Origin of the sequence: Nocardia cyriacigeorgica, from assembly GCF_005863245.1 — a bacterium.
GTDB lineage: Bacteria > Actinomycetota > Actinomycetes > Mycobacteriales > Mycobacteriaceae > Nocardia > Nocardia cyriacigeorgica_C.
This window is the reverse complement of sequence record NZ_VBUT01000011.1, coordinates 46,884-64,294: the sequence shown is the minus strand read 5'-3', so window position 1 is coordinate 64,294 and position 17,411 is coordinate 46,884. Positions and strand designations below refer to the sequence as shown.

General features: G+C 68.7%; 14 protein-coding genes. 6 read left to right on the top strand and 8 right to left on the bottom strand.

All coding sequences use genetic code 11. The annotated features are described in order from the left end of the window. Nucleotides 1-679: 679 nt before the first annotated feature. The gene (locus FEK34_RS30985; RefSeq protein ID WP_138451515.1) at nt 680-1,930 is read right to left on the bottom strand and encodes an SGNH/GDSL hydrolase family protein; all 1,251 of its coding nucleotides are present in this window, start codon (nt 1,928-1,930) and stop codon (nt 680-682) included. A gap of 219 nt (nt 1,931-2,149) precedes the next feature. On the opposite strand from FEK34_RS30985, the gene holA reads away from it, so the two are divergent. After that, nucleotides 2,150-3,118, top strand: a complete 969-nt coding sequence (gene holA / locus FEK34_RS24660; RefSeq protein WP_138451513.1) for a DNA polymerase III subunit delta — start codon at nt 2,150-2,152, stop codon at nt 3,116-3,118. A 31-nt stretch (nt 3,119-3,149) separates the two neighbouring features. Here the strand turns inward: holA and FEK34_RS24655 are convergent, their stop codons facing one another. Both FEK34_RS24655 and FEK34_RS24650 read right to left on the bottom strand, forming a co-directional pair. Next, a complete protein-coding gene (locus FEK34_RS24655) occupies nt 3,150-3,413 on the bottom strand; it encodes a DUF2798 domain-containing protein (protein ID WP_138451511.1) in 264 nt (87 codons plus the stop codon). Between the two features lie 139 nt (nt 3,414-3,552). After that, nucleotides 3,553-4,617, bottom strand: coding sequence for an aldo/keto reductase (locus FEK34_RS24650; RefSeq protein WP_138451509.1), 1,065 nt, complete (start codon nt 4,615-4,617; stop codon nt 3,553-3,555). Between the two features lie 124 nt (nt 4,618-4,741). Here FEK34_RS24650 and FEK34_RS24645 point away from each other — a divergent pair, with 124 nt between their 5' ends. After that, complete coding sequence (locus tag FEK34_RS24645; protein WP_138451507.1) at nt 4,742-5,605, top strand: helix-turn-helix domain-containing protein; 864 nt, start codon at nt 4,742-4,744, stop codon at nt 5,603-5,605. A gap of 58 nt (nt 5,606-5,663) precedes the next feature. Here the strand turns inward: FEK34_RS24645 and FEK34_RS24640 are convergent, their stop codons facing one another. Both FEK34_RS24640 and rpsT read right to left on the bottom strand, forming a co-directional pair. Next, on the bottom strand, nt 5,664-5,909 hold the full coding sequence (locus FEK34_RS24640) for a hypothetical protein (RefSeq protein ID WP_036534678.1): 246 nt from the start codon (nt 5,907-5,909) through the stop codon (nt 5,664-5,666). A 116-nt stretch (nt 5,910-6,025) separates the two neighbouring features. Further along, nucleotides 6,026-6,286: a 30S ribosomal protein S20 gene (rpsT, locus tag FEK34_RS24635; protein WP_014349721.1), complete on the bottom strand. Its 261-nt coding sequence runs from the start codon at nt 6,284-6,286 to the stop codon at nt 6,026-6,028. A 352-nt stretch (nt 6,287-6,638) separates the two neighbouring features. Here rpsT and FEK34_RS24630 point away from each other — a divergent pair, with 352 nt between their 5' ends. Further along, nucleotides 6,639-7,427 (top strand): aquaporin, encoded by a 789-nt coding sequence (locus tag FEK34_RS24630; protein WP_138451505.1) that lies wholly within the window; start codon nt 6,639-6,641, stop codon nt 7,425-7,427. Between the two features lie 51 nt (nt 7,428-7,478). On the opposite strand, the gene FEK34_RS24625 is transcribed toward FEK34_RS24630, so the two are convergent. Next, nucleotides 7,479-8,060: a type II toxin-antitoxin system PemK/MazF family toxin gene (locus tag FEK34_RS24625; protein ID WP_138451503.1), complete on the bottom strand. Its 582-nt coding sequence runs from the start codon at nt 8,058-8,060 to the stop codon at nt 7,479-7,481. 163 nt (nt 8,061-8,223) lie between these two features. Here FEK34_RS24625 and lepA point away from each other — a divergent pair, with 163 nt between their 5' ends. The 3 genes from lepA to FEK34_RS24600 all read left to right on the top strand — a co-directional run bounded on the left by lepA (nt 8,224) and on the right by FEK34_RS24600 (nt 14,539). Next, nucleotides 8,224-10,101 carry a translation elongation factor 4 gene (gene lepA / locus FEK34_RS24620; RefSeq protein ID WP_138451501.1) on the top strand — a complete coding sequence of 626 codons (1,878 nt, stop codon included), beginning with the start codon at nt 8,224-8,226 and terminating at the stop codon, nt 10,099-10,101. Between the two features lie 223 nt (nt 10,102-10,324). Next, nucleotides 10,325-12,628: a hypothetical protein gene (locus tag FEK34_RS30170; RefSeq protein ID WP_171048373.1), complete on the top strand. Its 2,304-nt coding sequence runs from the start codon at nt 10,325-10,327 to the stop codon at nt 12,626-12,628. Between the two features lie 105 nt (nt 12,629-12,733). Further along, nucleotides 12,734-14,539, top strand: coding sequence for a dynamin family protein (locus FEK34_RS24600; protein ID WP_138451493.1), 1,806 nt, complete (start codon nt 12,734-12,736; stop codon nt 14,537-14,539). 69 nt (nt 14,540-14,608) lie between these two features. On the opposite strand, the gene FEK34_RS24595 is transcribed toward FEK34_RS24600, so the two are convergent. Continuing rightward, nucleotides 14,609-16,579, bottom strand: a complete 1,971-nt coding sequence (locus tag FEK34_RS24595) for a glycoside hydrolase family 15 protein (protein WP_138451491.1) — start codon at nt 16,577-16,579, stop codon at nt 14,609-14,611. Between the two features lie 86 nt (nt 16,580-16,665). Next, nucleotides 16,666-17,322, bottom strand: a complete 657-nt coding sequence (locus tag FEK34_RS24590; RefSeq protein ID WP_138451489.1) for a class I SAM-dependent methyltransferase — start codon at nt 17,320-17,322, stop codon at nt 16,666-16,668. Nucleotides 17,323-17,411 lie beyond the last annotated feature (89 nt).

Here is a 17,411-nt window from a genome sequence, read left to right as displayed (position 1 = left end):
GCGCGGGACGACGGTGTTCATGATCGTGACGACGGCGCCCCGGGCAAGGGACACGAAGACCACCACGATCGCGCCGACGCAGGCCCCGCTGAGGCAGCGCAGACTCTGCACCGCGCGGGCATCCCGGTGCTGGAGCTCACCGCAGGCTGCCGGCTGACCGTCGGCGACCTCGTGCTCGACGTACTCGCCCCGGCGGCGCCGCGCTCACCGCGCAGGGCTCCGCTGGATCTCGATACCGCCAACGACCGCTCGATCGTGCTCGCCGCACACACGGCAGCGGGCCGCATCCTGTTCACCGGCGATATCGAAGCCGCAACTCAGCGGTCCCTGCTGGTCTCCGGCGCGCCGATCCGCGCCGACGTCCTCAAGGTCCCGCATCACGGTTCCCGTACCACCACACCCGAATTCCTCCGTGCCGTCCACCCGCGCCTGGCCATCATCAGCGCAGGCGCAGACAACACCTTCGGCCACCCGCATCCCGGCATCCTGTCCGACCTGCAATCCCTGGGAACCACCATCGCCCGCACCGACCGCGACGGCGCCATCGCCATCACTTCCGCCGATGCCCACCTGCGAATCCACGTCGCAGGCCGCGGTCGCGAGCGGCGCTGCCCTGCTGTGGACAGGGGCCGTCGCCGGTCGGGTCGGTTCCGATCGGCGACGGCGGTACACGGCGCGTCTACAGAAGCGCGGGGTCGAGAGCCTCGGCCATCCTTCGGTACCCGGCATCGTTGGGATGCAGGTGGTCGCCGGAATCGTAGGCGGCGAGCAGCACCGCCGGATTCGCCGGATCGGCAAGTGCCCGTTCGAAATCGACCACGGCGTCGAACTCTCCCGACGTGCGGATCCAGTCGTTCAGCGCCTGCCGCTTGGCCTCCGACCTCGCACTGTCATGCGTGGAACCCCCGAAGGGCAGGAGAGTCGCCCCGATCATCCGGATACCGTGCTCGTGCGCCAGATCGATCAGGGTGCGGTAGCCGGCGATGATCTGCTCCACCGGCACATCCGGGTTCGGCTCGTAGGTGGGCTGGTCGGATTCGCTGAAACCGATGTCGTTGACGCCCTGCAAGAGCACGACGGTGCGCACACCCGGCTTGTCGAGCACGTCGCGCTGGAAGCGTGTCGTGGCACGGTCGCCGTACCAGGCGGTGTCGTTGGCCACCAGGTTTCCACCGATACCCAGGTTGAGCACCGCACGCTGCTGACCCATGGCAGCCAGCCGGTCGGCGAGTGCATCTGGCCAGCGGTGATTCGCGCCCGGTGTGGAACCGAAGCCGTCGGTGATCGAATCACCGAAAGCGACCACGGTATCGCGCCGCTCGACCGCGTCTGCCACCTCCACATCGACGAGGTAGTACCAGGAGCTGGTGCGTTCGGTGAAGGCCATGCCGTCGGCATCGCTCCGGTGATCACCGGCGGCGCGGTAGGAGTCGGTCCATGCCTGTGAATGGAAGGTGGCCGGACCGGTGGTGTCCCGCAAGTAGAGCGTCACGGTGACCGAATCCATCGGGGCGACCGGCAATGACGCGGCGTCGCTGGATATTTCACCGCCCGCCGCGATCTCCGCTGTCGCCGTGCCGTCGAAGGTCAACGGCCGTAAGGTCTCCGGCCGCACGGCTGCGCCATCGGCGGTGGCGGCTACGGTCGCCCCGGCGATCCGCAGCGGCGCCGCACCGAAACGGTTGGACAGGCGGATGCGGATCCGGTCGCCGCCGTTGGAGACGCGGACTACTTGCCGCAGCGTCTCGTCCGAGAACCCCGCTTCCGACCAATTCGGCCCGAACCCGGTGCTCGGCCGCTGCGCCGCAGCCGACCAGCCGGCCGACCACCCCGGAGCGTCCTTCGCCGCGATGTCGATGCCGCAGGCCGCGGTGAGCAACATCAACGCCGTGAGTATGGCGACGCCCAGTCGCCGCGCCCAGAACCTCATGACCCATGCCTCATTTCGTCTGCACTACCGAGCGATCGCCCGGCACGTCGATAGCTAACGGAACTGTAGTCCCGTTAATTCCCGGATTGGTGCTGGTCGCATTCGGTCCGGGCATGACCGCGCCGAGGAACGTCCGTGATCGGTGGATTTGCCTGCGGCGACGACCGCCGGGGTGGCAGGGGCGGCCGGTGTGTCGGACCACGACCGTAGGATCGGGGCGTGAGCGAACGGCCTGCGGCGGTCCACCTGGTGCTCGGGGACGAGGAGTTGTTGATCGAGCGTGCCATCGCGAGCGTGGTCGCGCAGGTCAGAGCGGGGGCGCCGGATCCGGACGGCGTGCCGGTGGACCGGCTGCGGGCGGGGGAGGCGAGTACCGCCGAGCTGGCCGAGCTGTTGAGTCCATCGCTGTTCGCCGAGGACCGGGTGATCATCCTGGAATCCGCGGCCGAGGCCGGTAAGGACGCGGTCGCGGTGATCACCGAGGCGGCGGCCGAACCACCCGACGGCGTGGTGCTCATGGTGGTGCACTCCGGCGGCGGTCGGGCCAAGGCGCTCGCCCCCGCGCTGCAAAAAGCCGGAGCGGTGGTGCACAACTGCGCCAAGCTCGCCAAGGCGTCCGAACGGGCCGAGTTCGTCCGCGCCGAGTTCCGTGCCGCGGGTGCGCGGGTCTCCGGTGACGTCGTGCAGGCCGTGATCGAGGCCGTGGGCTCGGACCTGCGCGAACTTGCCGCCGCCAGTTCCCAGCTGGCCGCCGACACCGGCGGGAAGATCGACGTCGCTGCGGTGCGGCGCTACTACTCCGGCAAGGCCGAGGTGACCGGATTCGATGTCGCCGAACTGGCCGTCACCGGTGACCGTTCCGGCGCCATGGAGGCCTTGCGGTGGGCCAACGACCGGGGCGTGCCGCATGTGCTGCTGGCCGACGCGCTGGCCGATTCGGTGCACACCATCGCCAAGGTCGGTTCGGCGGGCCGCGGCGATCCGTTCACATTGGCAGGCCCGCTCGGTATGCCGCCGTGGAAGGTGAAGAAGGCCCAGGCGCAATCCCGCGGCTGGACCTCCGCCACCATCGGTTCCGCCCTACAGGTCGTCGCGACCCTGAACGCCGACGTCAAGGGCGGCGCGGCCGATTCGGCCTTCGCGCTCGAACACGCGCTGATGCAGATCCTCGACCTGCACGGCCGCTGACACCCCCGATAACTACCTGTGCGCCGAGGCTCTACGCCGCCCGCACCACCAGCATCGTGATCCGCCGCACGACCGGCAACACCAGCAGCAGCGTCGGATACGCGATCGGCCACGACACCGCCCACGACCGCAGCCAGAGCCCGACGGCGAGCCCGTCGCTCATCAGGGTGCTGATCAACGAGACGATGCAGGTCATCAGCAACGACAGCAGCAGCGGCAACACGAAAGACGCGGCCCGGGCGGGCAGCTTGGCGCGCTCGAAGACACTGCGGGAAGAGGGATTCGCGGAATTCATCGATACTCCGTAAACGATCGTCGGCAACGACCACGCCGGAGGGCGCGGCCGGTGCGTTGATTGACGTGAACGCTTACGGCGACCGGATGTCGCGGCGCCGAGCTTAATCAGGCCCAGCCCCGCCGCGCAACCATCGAGCTCAGGCCGCGCCTTCGACCGTCAGATCGCCGAAGGTGACGGCCCGCGTCATCGGCCGAGACAAGAAGTCGTGTGGAAAGCCCAGCTCCACCGCGCTGGCCTGCTCGAGCCGGGCCAACTGGGCGGCGTCGAACGCGACCTCCAGCGCGCCGAGATTGTCCTCCAGCTGGGCGGCGGTGCGCGCCCCGATGATCGGCGCGGCCACACCGGGATTGCGTAGTGTCCACGCGATGGCGACCTGGGCAGGCGAGCGACCGAGCTCGCGGGCCACCGAACCCACCACATCGGCGATCGCCAGCCCCCGCTCGGTCAGCGCACCGCTGGCCGCGGCGACATTCTTGCGCGTACCGCTGGGCGAGGCGGAGGTCTCACCGACCAGATCAGCGCGGGTGTATTTGCCGGTGAGCACCCCGCTGCCCAGCGGCGACCACGGAATGACACCGAGCCCGAGCTCGCGAGCCATCGGGATCAGATCGCGTTCGACGGTGCGTTCGATGAGGCTGTACTCGATCTGCAACGCGATCAACGGCGACCATCCGCGCAGGTCGGCCATGGTCTGCATGCGTGCGACCTGCCAGGCGGGCGTATCGGAAATTCCCACGTACAGCACCTTGCCGGCTCGCACCAGATCGTCCATCGCCCGCAGGATCTCCTCGACCGGGGTGAGGAAATCCCAGGCGTGCAGGTAGAGCAGGTCGATGTAGTCGGTGTTCAATCGGCGCAGACTCGCCTCGACCGAGGCGACCATGCTCTTGCGGTGATTGCCGCCGGAGTTCGGATCGCCGGGGCGGCGCAGCATGGTGTATTTCGTTGCCAGCACCAGCGATTCCCGGTTGGCGGCGGTGAATTCGCCGAGCAGCTGTTCGGAGCTGCCGTCGGTGTACTGACTGGCGGTGTCGATGAAATTGCCGCCGTGGTCGATGTAGGTGTCGAAGATCTTGCGCGCCTCGTCCTTGTCGGCGCCCCAGCCCCAGTCCGCGCCGAAGGTCATGGTGCCCAGCGACAGCGGCGATACCCGCAGGCCCGAACGGCCGAGGGTCCGGTAGGTGTCGAGGGTGGTGCTCATGAGAACTCCTGTCGTCTGCGTCATGCGTCGACAGCGAGTCTGTGACGATCGCGCCCGGTCGGTAAGGGAAGGTTCTTCCTGGGAAAACCGGTCCTACCCTGGCCTCGCCGTAAGATCGGTGCCGATGACCGGGACGATCAACGCGACGCAGGAACTCGGCGCCTTCCTCCGCGCCCGCCGGGAACGGTTGCGGCCCGCCGATCTCGGACTGGCGATGCGCAAACAGACGCGCCGCACGCCCGGCCTGCGCCGCGAGGAGGTCGCGGAACTGGCCGGGGTGAGCACCGACTACATCGTCCGGCTCGAGCAGGGACGCGGACTGCGTCCGTCCGCGGAGGTGCTCGAGGCGCTGGCACGGGCGTTGCGGTTGAACCTCGACGAAACGGCCTACCTGTTCGATTTGGCGCAGCAGCGGCTGCCGTACTGCGACAAGTCGAGCACCGTCGCGTCCCCGACGCTGGTCATGCTGGTCGAGGATCTGGCCCCGCTGCCGGCGATGCTGGTCGATCACCGCTACGACATCCTGGCGTGGAATCGGGAGATGAGCCGGCTGCTGCTCGATCTCGACAGGTTGGCTCCCGGGCACCGCAACACGATGTGGTTGTGCCTGATGCACCCGGGTATGCGCGATTACTACCTCGATCGGGACCAGATCATCCGCGAAGGAGTCGCCGATCTGCGGGCGGCGTGGGCGGCGCATCCCGAGGATCGGGCGCTGGCCGACATGGTGGCCGATTTCGCCGCGCACAGCCCGGAGTTCGCCCGGGCCTGGGCCGAACACGACGTGCGAGTGCGCGGCCGCGGCCGTAAGCGGCTGAACCACCCGGCGGCGGGCTTGATCACGGTCGATTTCGAGGTGCTGATGCCGCTGCAGGAGACCGATCAGCGGTTGATCATCTACCGGGCCGCCGACGCCGCCGCACAGCAGGGCCTCGATCGCTTGGCCGCCCTCGACGACGCGCGGCCGGTCACCGAACGCAGCGCCTGAGGACGACGGTCGGCCCGCCGCGCGGGGCAGCGGGCCGAGGGAACGGGTCCGGGGAAGCTCAGTCGACGGCCGTGAGCTCGGCCGGTTCTTCGTCGTCGGATTCCTCGTAGCGGCCGTCCCACTCCTCGTAGGCGGGCGCTTCCTCGTCGCGGGTGACGATCCATTCCATCGAGTAGGTGTCGTCGCCGAGCGGGACGGCCACGTTCTCGATCTTCACCCCGATATTGAGCACCTCGGCGGCGCGGATCACCTCCGGCAGATCCTCGGCACGCACCACGGTTTGATTCGCATACAGGGTCACCATGCGCCGAATCGTACGGCAGCCGGGTGACAGCAGGCCGGGCAGACAGCGAAAGCCGCCGCGGTCGTCGTGGCCGCGGCGGCTGAGCGTCGAGACGGTACCGAGCGGCACCGGGTGGATCAGAGCTTGTTGAAGGCCAGCGAGAGCGCCGACTTCTTGTTGGCGGCCTGGTTGGCGTGGATGACGCCCTTCGAGGCGGCCTTGTCGAGCTTGCGGCTCACGAAGCGCAGGCGCTCGGCGGCGGCGTCCTTGTCGCCGGCGGCGGCGGCTTCGCGGAAGCTACGGATGGCGGTGCGCAGCGCGGACTTCACCGACTGGTTGCGCTGACGCGCTTCCTCGTTGGTCCGGATCCGCTTCATCTGGGACTTGATGTTGGCCACGCCTGTATCCTCTGGTTTCCTTTGTCGCTGATGGCTGTCTCTGCAAAGTCTGGTAGCGCGCATCGCGCCCTGCGGTAAACGCCGGGTATCGGTAACGCTGCGCCGAAGATCGAGGGTACCAGCACGCTCGCGGCACACGAAATCGGTCCGGCGCTGCCACACCACCTCGCCGAAGCGCGCTGCCGCGAAGGCCGCCGTCCGGCGACGCGGCGGTCCGCGAAATCGTTGTGGCGGTCACACGCTTGGCGTAACCTTCGGTTTCACTTCGGCCGTACCAATTTTTCCAGCAGGACCCAGGACTACCCGGTGTTCTCCGCCGAGGCGGGGACGATCCTCTCGGAAGGCGGACCTCATGTCACCGACTGCGCAGGAAGTCGTCGAAGAATCCATCGAGCTGAAGCCGATACCCGAACCCAAGAAATGGGCCGCGGAGGCGCTCGGCACCTTCATTCTGGTCATGGGAGGTGTCGGTACCGCGGTGCTGGCCGGGGAGAAGGTGGGCGCGCTCGGGGTGGCGCTGGCGTTCGGTCTGACGCTGATGTTCCTCGTCTACGCGATCGGCCCGATCTCCGGCTGCCATGTGAACCCGGCGGTGACGGTCGGGCAGCTGCTGATGGGGCGGCTGTCGACCGTGAGCGCGGTCGGCTACGTCATCGCCCAGCTGATCGGCGCCTTCCTGTCCGGCCTTGTGCTGTTCGCCATCGCCAAGAATCTGCCCGCCTATGACCGCGCGGTCGACGGGCTCGGTGCCAACGGCTGGGGTGAGCACAGCCCGTCCGCGCAGACGGGCCCGCTCGGGCAGGTGGTGGTTCAGAACGGTTACGGCATGGCGGCCATGATCATCGTCGAGGTGATGCTGACCGCGCTGCTGGTGTTCGTGGTGCTGGCCTCCACCGACCAGATCTCCGACGTCCCGCTGGCCGGTTTGTCGATCGGTGTGACGTTGGCGGTCATCCACCTGATCTCCATCCCGGTCGACGGCACCTCCGTCAACCCGGCCCGAAGCCTCGGCGTCGCCCCGTATCAGGACGGTGCGATGGCTCAGTCCTGGGCTTTCGTGGTTTTCCCGCTGATCGGCGGCTGCCTCGGCGCTCTGATCTACGGCATGCTGTTCGGCCGGTCCCGCGACATGATCAGCTGAGCTCGCGACAAACGAACAGGCCCCCGCGTCGGTGCGGGGGCCTGTTGTGTTTCAGCTCCAGTTGTATTCGATGACCAGCCGGTGCGCGATCACATCGAAGGTCTTGCGCGGCAGGATGGCGCCCTCGCGGCGGATGCCCGCTTCGGGAACGTCGAGGACGCGGTCGAGCCGGACCCAGCTCGGGCGGCCGTCGTGGTCCCAGCTGCCGCTGCCGATCCCTACCCAGTTGCGATCGTGGGCGCGCACCGGATTCGACGACAGCATCAGCCCGAGCAGGGTGCGGCGGTCCCGGCCGACCACGAGCACCGGCCGGTCCTTGCCATTGGCCGGATCTTCCTCGAACGGCACCCAGGTCCACACGATCTCGCCCGGGTCGGCCCGCCCGTCCAGGTGCGGGGCGTAGACGACCCTGCGGGCACGCTCAGCGGTGGGCACCGGGGTGGAGGCCGTCGGCCGGACCGGCACGGCCACGGGCTTGCGCGGCGGGGCCAGCGATCCGACCGCACGTTCCAGCAGGGTGGAGCGCTGCAATTTGCCGACCAGCTTCGGCGCCTGCGACTTGACGATCCTGGGACCCTGCTCCTTCGCGATGAGGCCGAGCTGCTTGCCGAGAGAGTTCCAACTGCGGGCCATCACTGGAATATAACGGCGGCCGGGCGCGATCACATCCGCACCGAAGGGCCGTGCGCGGCCGTCGATCGTCGTGTGGCCGCCGGTAATTGCGGCAATGCACGGGCCAGCGGAGGGCGCCGGCCCCTACCCATGGGACGATGGAGCGCAGTTCGCCGATACCCGAATGAGGAGTGGAGTGCCCGCCAGCTTCGCCGACACGACGTTCACCGATCCGTCCAGGATCCGGAACTTCTGCATCATCGCGCACATCGACCACGGCAAGTCGACGCTGGCCGACCGGATGCTGCAACTGACCGGAGTGGTCGAGGAGCGGCAGATGCGCGCTCAGTATCTGGACCGGATGGACATCGAGCGCGAACGCGGCATCACCATCAAGGCCCAGAACGTCCGGTTGCCGTGGACCCCGCGCAGCGGCGAACACGCGGGCGAAGACTTCGTGCTGCACCTGATCGACACCCCCGGCCACGTCGACTTCACCTACGAGGTCTCGCGTGCGCTGGAGGCCTGTGAGGGCGCGATCCTGCTGGTGGACGCCGCGCAGGGCATCGAGGCGCAGACCCTGGCCAACCTGTACCTGGCGCTGGACAAGGATCTGACGATCATCCCGGTGCTGAACAAGATCGACCTGCCCGCCGCCGACCCCGACCGCTACGCGGCCGAGCTGGCCCACATCGTCGGCTGCGAGCCCTCGGACGTGCTGCGGGTCTCCGGTAAGACCGGCGTCGGTGTGGCCGAGCTGCTCGACGAGGTGATCGCCCAGGTCCCGCCGCCGCAGGGCGAGGCCGACGCACCGGCGCGCGCGATGATCTTCGACTCGGTCTACGACACCTACCGTGGCGTGGTCACCTACATCCGTGTGGTGGACGGCAAGCTCACCCCGCGCGAGAAGATCAAGATGATGTCCACCGGCGCGACCCACGAGTTGCTCGAGATCGGCATCGTCTCGCCCGAACCCAAGCCCACTCAGGGTCTCGGCGTCGGCGAGGTGGGTTACCTGATCACCGGTGTGAAGGATGTGCGCCAGTCGAAGGTCGGCGATACCGTCACCGCGGCGCGCGGCGGGGCCACCGAACCGCTGACCGGCTACCGCGAACCGCGGCCCATGGTGTACTCCGGCCTGTATCCCGTCGACGGCTCCGATTACCCGGATCTGCGCGATGCCCTGGAGAAGTTGCAGCTCAACGATGCCGCGCTGACCTACACCCCGGAAACGTCGGTGGCGCTGGGCTTCGGATTCCGTTGCGGCTTCCTCGGTCTGCTGCATATGGAGATCACCCGCGAGCGTTTGCAGCGCGAGTTCGACCTGGACCTGATCTCGACCGCGCCCAATGTGGTGTACCGAGTGGAGATGGAGGACGGCAGCGAGCAGGTCGTCACCAACCCGTCGTACTGGCCGGAAGGCAAGGTGCGCCGCGTCTTCGAACCGGTCGTGAAGTGCACCATCATCTCCCCGAGCGAGTTCATCGGCTCGATCATGGAGCTGTGCCAGTCGCGCCGCGGTGAACTCGGCGGCATGGACTACCTGTCGGAGACCCGGGTCGAGCTGCGCTACACGCTGCCGATGGCCGAGATTATCTTCGACTTCTTCGATTCGCTGAAATCGCGCACCCGCGGCTATGCCAGCCTCGATTACGAGGAGTCGGGCGAGCAGGAATCGCAGCTGGTCAAGGTGGATATTCTGTTGCAGGGAGAGGCGGTCGACGCGTTCAGTGCCATCGTGCACCGCGACGCGGCGCAGGCCTACGGGCACAAGATGACCACCAAGCTGCGCGAGCTGATCCCGCGGCAGCAGTTCGAGGTGCCGATCCAGGCCGCGATCGGCTCGAAAATCATTGCCCGCGAGAACATCCGCGCCATCCGCAAGGACGTGCTCGCCAAGTGCTACGGCGGTGACATCAGCCGTAAGCGCAAGCTGCTGGAGAAGCAGAAGGAAGGCAAGAAGCGGATGAAGACCATCGGCCGGGTGGACGTCCCGCAGGAGGCCTTCGTCGCGGCACTGTCCTCGGACGCGCAGTCGGATAAGCCGAAAGACAAGAAATAGCGGGCGATCTCGGGTCTGTTCAGGGATAATGGCGCGCCGGCCGGTGCCGGCGTCGCCACCCGGTAACTGGGGGCTGGATCAATTCGCGTGGCGTTGTTAACTTTTTCAGCGTCCCGGAGGATGTGACAGCTGGGTTCTGCACAAATATGGTGGTACCTGATCTTCACTCTCGGTCGGTCCGGCGTGGTGAGGATGCTGGAAGACCCGAGAGTGGAGTTGTCGTATGACGCGTGACCTGCCCTTCGACGGCGATTTCGATGCCGACGAGCGTGGCGGCGACACTGCCTACCGTGTAGCGAGTGGTGTCGCGCGGGTAGCAAGGGGCGGCGCATACGTCACCGGCGGCGCACTGGTGGCCGCCAACGGTGGTGGCGTCCCGGCTCAGCCGGGCAGCAACGAACACCACCTGGACAGCTGGAATGCCGGCTGGGCGCGCAACAGCGACCCCGATCCCGATGTGCCGAGCCCGGTGCTCACCTTCCCGGATCCCGTTCCTGGCGACTACACCCAGACCCCGGTCGCCGATCAGGGACCCGAGGACCCCGGCGCAGACCCGTGGGTCACCATGCCGCTGCCCCGTCTGGACGGCAGCGTCGGCAGCAGCGGCGGGGGCGGTACCGACGCGGGCTTCGGACTGCCGTCGTTGCCCGGAAACGGTTCAGACGGCATGCGTGTGCCCGGCTCGAGCGGTGAGGGCGTGCCGGGTATCGGCGGCATCCCCAGCGCCGGCGGCGACGGCGTCCCTGGACTCGGCGGCATCCCCGGTGCCTCCGGTGAGGGCGTCCCCGGACTCGGCGGCCTGCCCGGCTCGACCTCCGAAGGCGTGCCCGGTATCGGCGGCATCCCCGGCACCGGTGGGCAATCGAACGGTTTCACGCTGCCCGGCGGCGGGGGCGAGATGGCAGAGCCCGGAGGCCAGGGCTTCGGTCTGCCCGGGCACGGGCTCGGCCAGGCCGGGCACGGTTTCGGACTGCCAGGCGCCAATGGCTTCGTCGCGCCGGGCTCCAATCCCTTCGGCCTGCCGGGCGCCTCGCCCGTGGCCCAGCCGGAGGCCGGTGCGCCGGGTGCGGGCGATCCGTTCGACGGTATCGGCGACGGCGACAATCTCGGGGTCTTCCTCGGCACCGAGCTGAGCGTCGACTTCGGCATCGGTGCGGACGGCATCTACCTGAACACCGCGATGAAGGTCGACTTCGGCATCGGCAATGTCGGCGATGAGCTCGATCAGTACACCGACTGGCTCGCCGACGGTATGCGGGTGCCGGACGGCTCGCATCCCGCTGTCGAGACAGGCGAGGCGGGCGGCGCGCACCAGGGGCTGGTCGGCGGTGTCACGATGCCGCAATCCGGTGGTGCGGGCTCGGCCGCGACCGGCGCGCCGGCCGCGCAGTCGACGTCCCATAGCGCCCCGCACTCGGCGTCCACCACGCATTCGGCTCCTGCGGCCGCGGCTCCGGTCGCTCCCGTGGCCCCGGCTCCCGCGCCGGTAGCGCCCGCCGCTTCCGTCGCGCCCGCGGCCGTCGCTCCGGTCCCGGCGCCCGCCCCCGCCGCTGTCGCCCCGGCCGCGGTGGCGCAGCCGGTGGTGGCGACGCCCATGCAGACCACCATCCAGCCCGACGCCGCGACCTCGCCGATCGCGAATGTGATCGCGCCGCCGCCGGGCCCGTCCCCGCTCACCGCGCCCGCCGCCGCGGTACCGGCGATCTTCGAGCGCTCGGTGCCCGCCGATCGGCCCACGCCGCCGAAAACCGGAATCGACGATCCGACGCAGATGACGCCGGGCACCACGCCCGGCGGGACGACCACCGTCACCACGACGGTGCCGACGCCGAGTACGCCGGGCAAGACCACCTCGCCGGACCCGAGCACCTCCACGCCCGACGTGAGCGTCACCAAGCTGCCCGGCGTGAGCGTCACCACCCGGCCGGGCACCTCGACGTCCGACGATCCGATCACCAAGACCCCGGGCGCGAGCGGCAGCCAGCCGAGCACCCGTCCGTCCACCTCGGACCCGGACGATGACGTCACCACTCCCGGAAACACCGGCGGCGCGACCACTCGACCGCAGACCACCGACGCCCCGGAGCCGACCACCCGGCCGCAGCCGACGGTCGACACCCCGACCACGGCGGATCTGCCCTCGACGGTGGACCAGCCCACCGCCGACGTCCCCACTGCCGATGTTCCGACCGCGGATGTACCCACCGCGGATGTACCCACCGCCGACGTTCCGACGGTGAGCGCCCCGCGGCCAACGGCTCCGACCTACGATCCGCCGAGCCAGGCGCCGACCGTGGACATTCAGCCGAACACCCCGGCGCCGACGATGAAACCGCAGGTCGGGGTCAAGCCGATCGCCGATTACGACTCCGGTTCGCATGATCCGGCGGTGCTCGCGGTGGCCTCGTTCGCCGATCACAGCCCGTACGGCCTGACCGGTGGCGAGCTCAGCGGCGCGCTGATGCCGGAGGCCGCCATGGCGCAGACCCACCATGTGGTCGCGCACGTGGACCCCGCGCTGATGTGACCGGGGGATTCGGGACGGGTTGACGGCGCTCGCGGGCGCCATGATCGAATGAAGGCCGACATCGTGCGAGAGATTCGACGACAGCGACGATAGTAAGGAGCAGGGTTGTCTGCCGCAGCCGGACTCGAGGCCGCGACCGTGAAACATCCGGACGCCATGGCCCCGCTCATCCGGATCATCGACGAACTGCGGGAGCTGACCCGGTCCGCCGGCCGCGACGATCTCGGCGGCCGGCTGAGCATGGTCCGGGGCAGGGTGAGCGATCCACGGGTGCGGCTCGTGGTGGTCGGTGACCCGAAGAGCGGGATGAGCAGCCTGGTCAACGCCCTGGTCGGGGCGAAGATCAGCGCCACCGACAGTCCGATCAGCGTTCCCGTCATCATCGAGCACGGCCCGGAGCCGACCGCCACGCTGGTGCGGTCGCTGGGTGGCGGCCGGATCGAACGTCAGCCGGTCGACCCGCTCGATCCGGCGCCCGCGCTCAATGCCAAGGGCGTCATCCGGGCCGAGTTCACCCAGCCCAGCCCGCTGCTGGCCGAGGGCGTGGTGCTGATGGACGCGCCGGGTGCGGCCCGCGAGGACAACACCACCTGGTCGATGATCGCCGCCGCCGACGCGGTGCTCTACGTCGGTGACGCCGCCGCCGAGCTGACGCCCGAACAGATCAGCCATTTGCAGCGCATCCAGCAGATCTGCCCGACCGTGGTCTGCGTGCTCAACAAGATCGACGTGCATCCGCATTGGGCACACACCCAGCAGCGCAATCGTGATCTGCTCGACGCCGCGGGCCTCGGTTTCGCGGTCGCGCCGGTATCGGCGGAGATGCACCGGCAGGCCGGGCTCGTCGGCAACTATCAGCGCGATATCGAATCCGGGTTGCCGCAGCTGGTCGATCACCTGCGCGATTTCATCGTCAACCGCGCCGATGAGGTGGCCATCGAAGCGGCGGCGGGCGATATCCGCCTGGTCTGCGACCATCTGGCCGCCTCGCTGCGCACCGAGGCGGAAACGCTGCGTGATCCGCGCCGGCGTTCGGAGATCACCGCGCAACTGGCCGCCGCCCGCGACGAGGCCGATCAGCTGCGGCAACGCACCGCCAACTGGCAGGTCACCCTCGCCGACGGCAGTACCGAGCTGATGGCCGATATCGAACACGATCTGCGGCACCGCCTGCGCAGCCTGGTCCGCGACGCCGAGGCCGAGATCGCCCAGACCGATCCGGCGCGGCGCTGGAGCGAATTCGGCGCCGACCTCGATGCCCGCATCTGCGAGGCGGTCGAGGAGAACTTCGTGATGGCGCACTACCGTTCGGTGGAGCTGTCGGAGCAGGTGGCGGCGAAATTCCCGGCCGATCACCGCGCGCCGCAGCTGCCGGAGGTGCGGTTGGAGACGCCGGGCGAGGTGCTCGAGCAGGTGGCGCCGCTGGAGCCGCTGGAAAGTGCCAAGACCAGCGTCACCCAGCAGTTCCTTTCGGCGCTGCGCGGTTCCTACGGCGGCATTCTGATGGTCGGTCTCGCCACCAGCCTGCTCGGCATGTCGCTGGTGAACTGGTATTCGGCCGGTGCCGGTGTGCTGCTGGGTATCAACGCGCTCTGGGACGACCGGCGGGCCCGCAAGCAGCGGCGTCAGGCCGAGGCCAAGGTGGCGGTGGCCCGGCTGATGGACGATGTCGTGTTCCAGGTGAGCAAGGAATCCCGCAATCGCCTGCGCGCCACCCAGCGCGCACTGCGCGATCACTTCACCGAGATCGCCACCGACGTGCTGCGCAGCGCCGACGAAGCCTTGCGGGTCGCCGAGGAGGCGGGGGCCAAATACGGCGAGGGCGGGCGCGAACGGCTGGACCGGATCGACGCCGATATGGCGACATTGCGCTCGGTGCGTGAACGCGCCGACGCCCTGGTCAGCACCTGAGCCGGTCGGGCGCACACCAGAAGCGTCCGGCTCGGGCGACTACCGGTCCCGCTGAAAGCCGGCGCCCGCTCACCCGTGCTGGGTAGTGGGCGTGTGTGCCGGCACGAACCGCCCGGCCTCGCTCGCCTCCTCGGCCCGGATGATGTGGGTGACCGCGTTGATCAGCGCCAGATGGGTGAACGCCTGCGGGAAATTGCCGAGATGGCGGCCGCTGTGCGGTTCGATCTCCTCGGCGTAGAGCCGCAACGGGCTGGCGTATCCGAGCAGTCGTTCGCACAGCTGCCGGGCCCGCGGCAGTTCACCGATCTCCACCAGCGCCGACACCAGCCAGAACGAGCAGATGGTGAAGGTGCCCTCATTGCCGGACAGCCCGTCGTCGGTGGTCTCGGTGCGGTAGCGCAGCACCAGACCGTTCTCGGTGAGCCGGTCGGCGATGGCGAGCACGGTGGCGCGGATGCGGTGATCGTCGGGTGGCAGGAATCGGGTGAGCACAGCCAGCAGCAGGGACGCGTCGAGGGTGCTGCCGCCATAGGTCTGGGTGAGCACGCCGTCGGCGTCGACGCCGTGGGTGAGGACGTCGTCTTTGATCTCCTCGGCGATGTCATACCAGCGGGCCGCGATCTCCAGCTCGCCGTGCAGTTCGGCCAGTTTCGCGCCGCGGTCCAGCGCCACCCAGCACATGATCTTCGACGAGGTGAAGTGCTGCGGCTCGCCGCGCACCTCCCAGATGCCGCGGTCGGGTTCGCGCCAGTGCCGGATCGCCGCACCCACCTGACGTTCCAGCAGCGGCCACAACGTCTCCGGCACATGCTGGCGCGATTTGACGTGCAAGTACACCGAATCGAGCATGGTGCCCCAGATATCGTGCTGATCCTGGTTGTAGGCGCCGTTGCCGATGCGCACCGGCCGGGCCGAGTCGTACCCCGAGAGATGGTCGAGGGTGGTCTCGGTGAGGGTGCGTTCGCCGTCGATCCCGTAGAGCACCTGCAACGGAACAGGTTCACCGTCGGGGCCGGTGGTCGCGTCGTTGAGGAAGGCGAAGAAGTCGTCGGCCTCGCGGTCGAGCCCGAGGGTGTACAGGCCCCACAGGGCGAAGGTGGAGTCCCGCACCCAGCTGTAGCGGTAGTCCCAATTGCGTTCCCCGCCCGGCGTTTCCGGCAGCGAGGTGGTGGGCGCTGCCATCAGCGCGCCGGTGGGGGCGTAGGTCAGGCCCTTGAGGGTGAGCGCGCTGCGTTGCAGGTAGCTGCGCCAGGGATGGTCGGGGAATTTGCCGAGCGTGATCCACTGCCGCCAGCATTCGGTGGTGGTCCACATCTTCTGCGCCGCCTCGGCGAAGGTCTGCGGGGCCGGTAGTTCCGACCACGTCAAGGCGACATAGACCTGGTCGCCTTCTTCCATCCTCGTGCGGGCGCGCGCCTCCCGGCCCTCGATGCCGAGGCGCAGATCGGTGGTGAGTACCAGCGTCGGGCCCGCGCTCGGGTCGGCGGCGCATTGCGCGGTGGCCTCCTCGTACACTTTGCCGGTGTACTCCCAGTGCGCGGCCTCCCGGTGGTAGTCGAAGGAGGGCTCACAGCTCATCTCCAGCTCGACCGTGCCGCTGACACATTTCACCGTGCGCAGCAGCATGTGTTCGGCGTCCCAGTCCATCGGCGTGCGCCGGTGGGTCTTGCTGCGCTGAAAGTTGTTGTGCCACGGCCCGAGTACCAGCGCGTCGCGCACGATCAGCCAGCCGGTCGCGGTCTGCCAGGTGGTTTCCAGGATGATGCCGCCCGGAAGATAGCGCCGGGCCGCCGGCACATTGCGCCCGTAGGGGCCGATCCGGAAATGGCCTGCGTTGCGATCGAGCATCGCGCCGAACACACTCGGCGAATCCGGGCGCGGCACACACATCCACTCGACCGAGCCATTACTGGCGATCAGGCAGGTCGTTTCGCAGTCGGACAGGAAGGCGTAGTCGTCGATCGGCGGAAAGTTCGAGCGACGCCGGGATTCGATGAGCGAACGCGCCGTCTGCTGGACCTGCTCCTCGGAGATCGCCATACCTCATGATCGCGTCCTCGCCGGGGTGCGTCCACCGCACCGCGCCGGTGGCTGTGGCCCATACCGGCCACCGGCGCGGTCGGCGCTCAGACCCGGCGGATACGCGCCAGCCAGGCGGCGGTATCGATCGGACCCTCCTGCGGCAGCCCGAGCCGCGCGACCTCCTCGGCGACGACCTCGGTATTGCGGCCGCGGTACCTGGCCGGACGCAGGTCCGCGAGCTCCCAGCCGTCGGTGAACGAGTCCCGGATGATCGACTCGCTGATCCGCGGGCCGATCCCGGGTTCGGCATCGGAGAGCGCCAGGATGTGCACCAGCCCGCCCGGTGCGCAGATCGCGTGCAAGCCGCGCACGTAGGTGGCCCTGGCCTCGGGGTCCTCGCCGAAGACGTGGAACAGCGCGCTGTCGACGATGGTGTCGAAGGGGCCGAAATCCTCCGGCCGGTGATCGGCGATGGCCAGCACGTCGGCCACCTCGAACCGCGCGTTCGGCACACCCTTGGCGGCGGCGTTTCGGCGGGCGTAATCGACCGCGCTCGGCGACAGGTCGACGCCGAGCACGTCATAGCCGAGCCTGGTCAGCAGAATCGTGTGCTCGCCGGCGCCGCTGCCGGGATCGAGCACCCGGCCCCGGATTGCCCCGGTGCGCTCCAATTCGACGATCGCCGGCTGCGGTTCGCCGATCACCCAGGGCGCGGTGTCGTTGTCGTAGACGGTGTTCCAGAATTCCGCTGCTCGTGTCATGTGCTCCAGCTTGCACTCTCAACTTTAGTTGAGGTCAATGCTCGGCGCGTGGCGAGGACGGAGGCCGCTGCCGGGCGTCGATTAGGCTG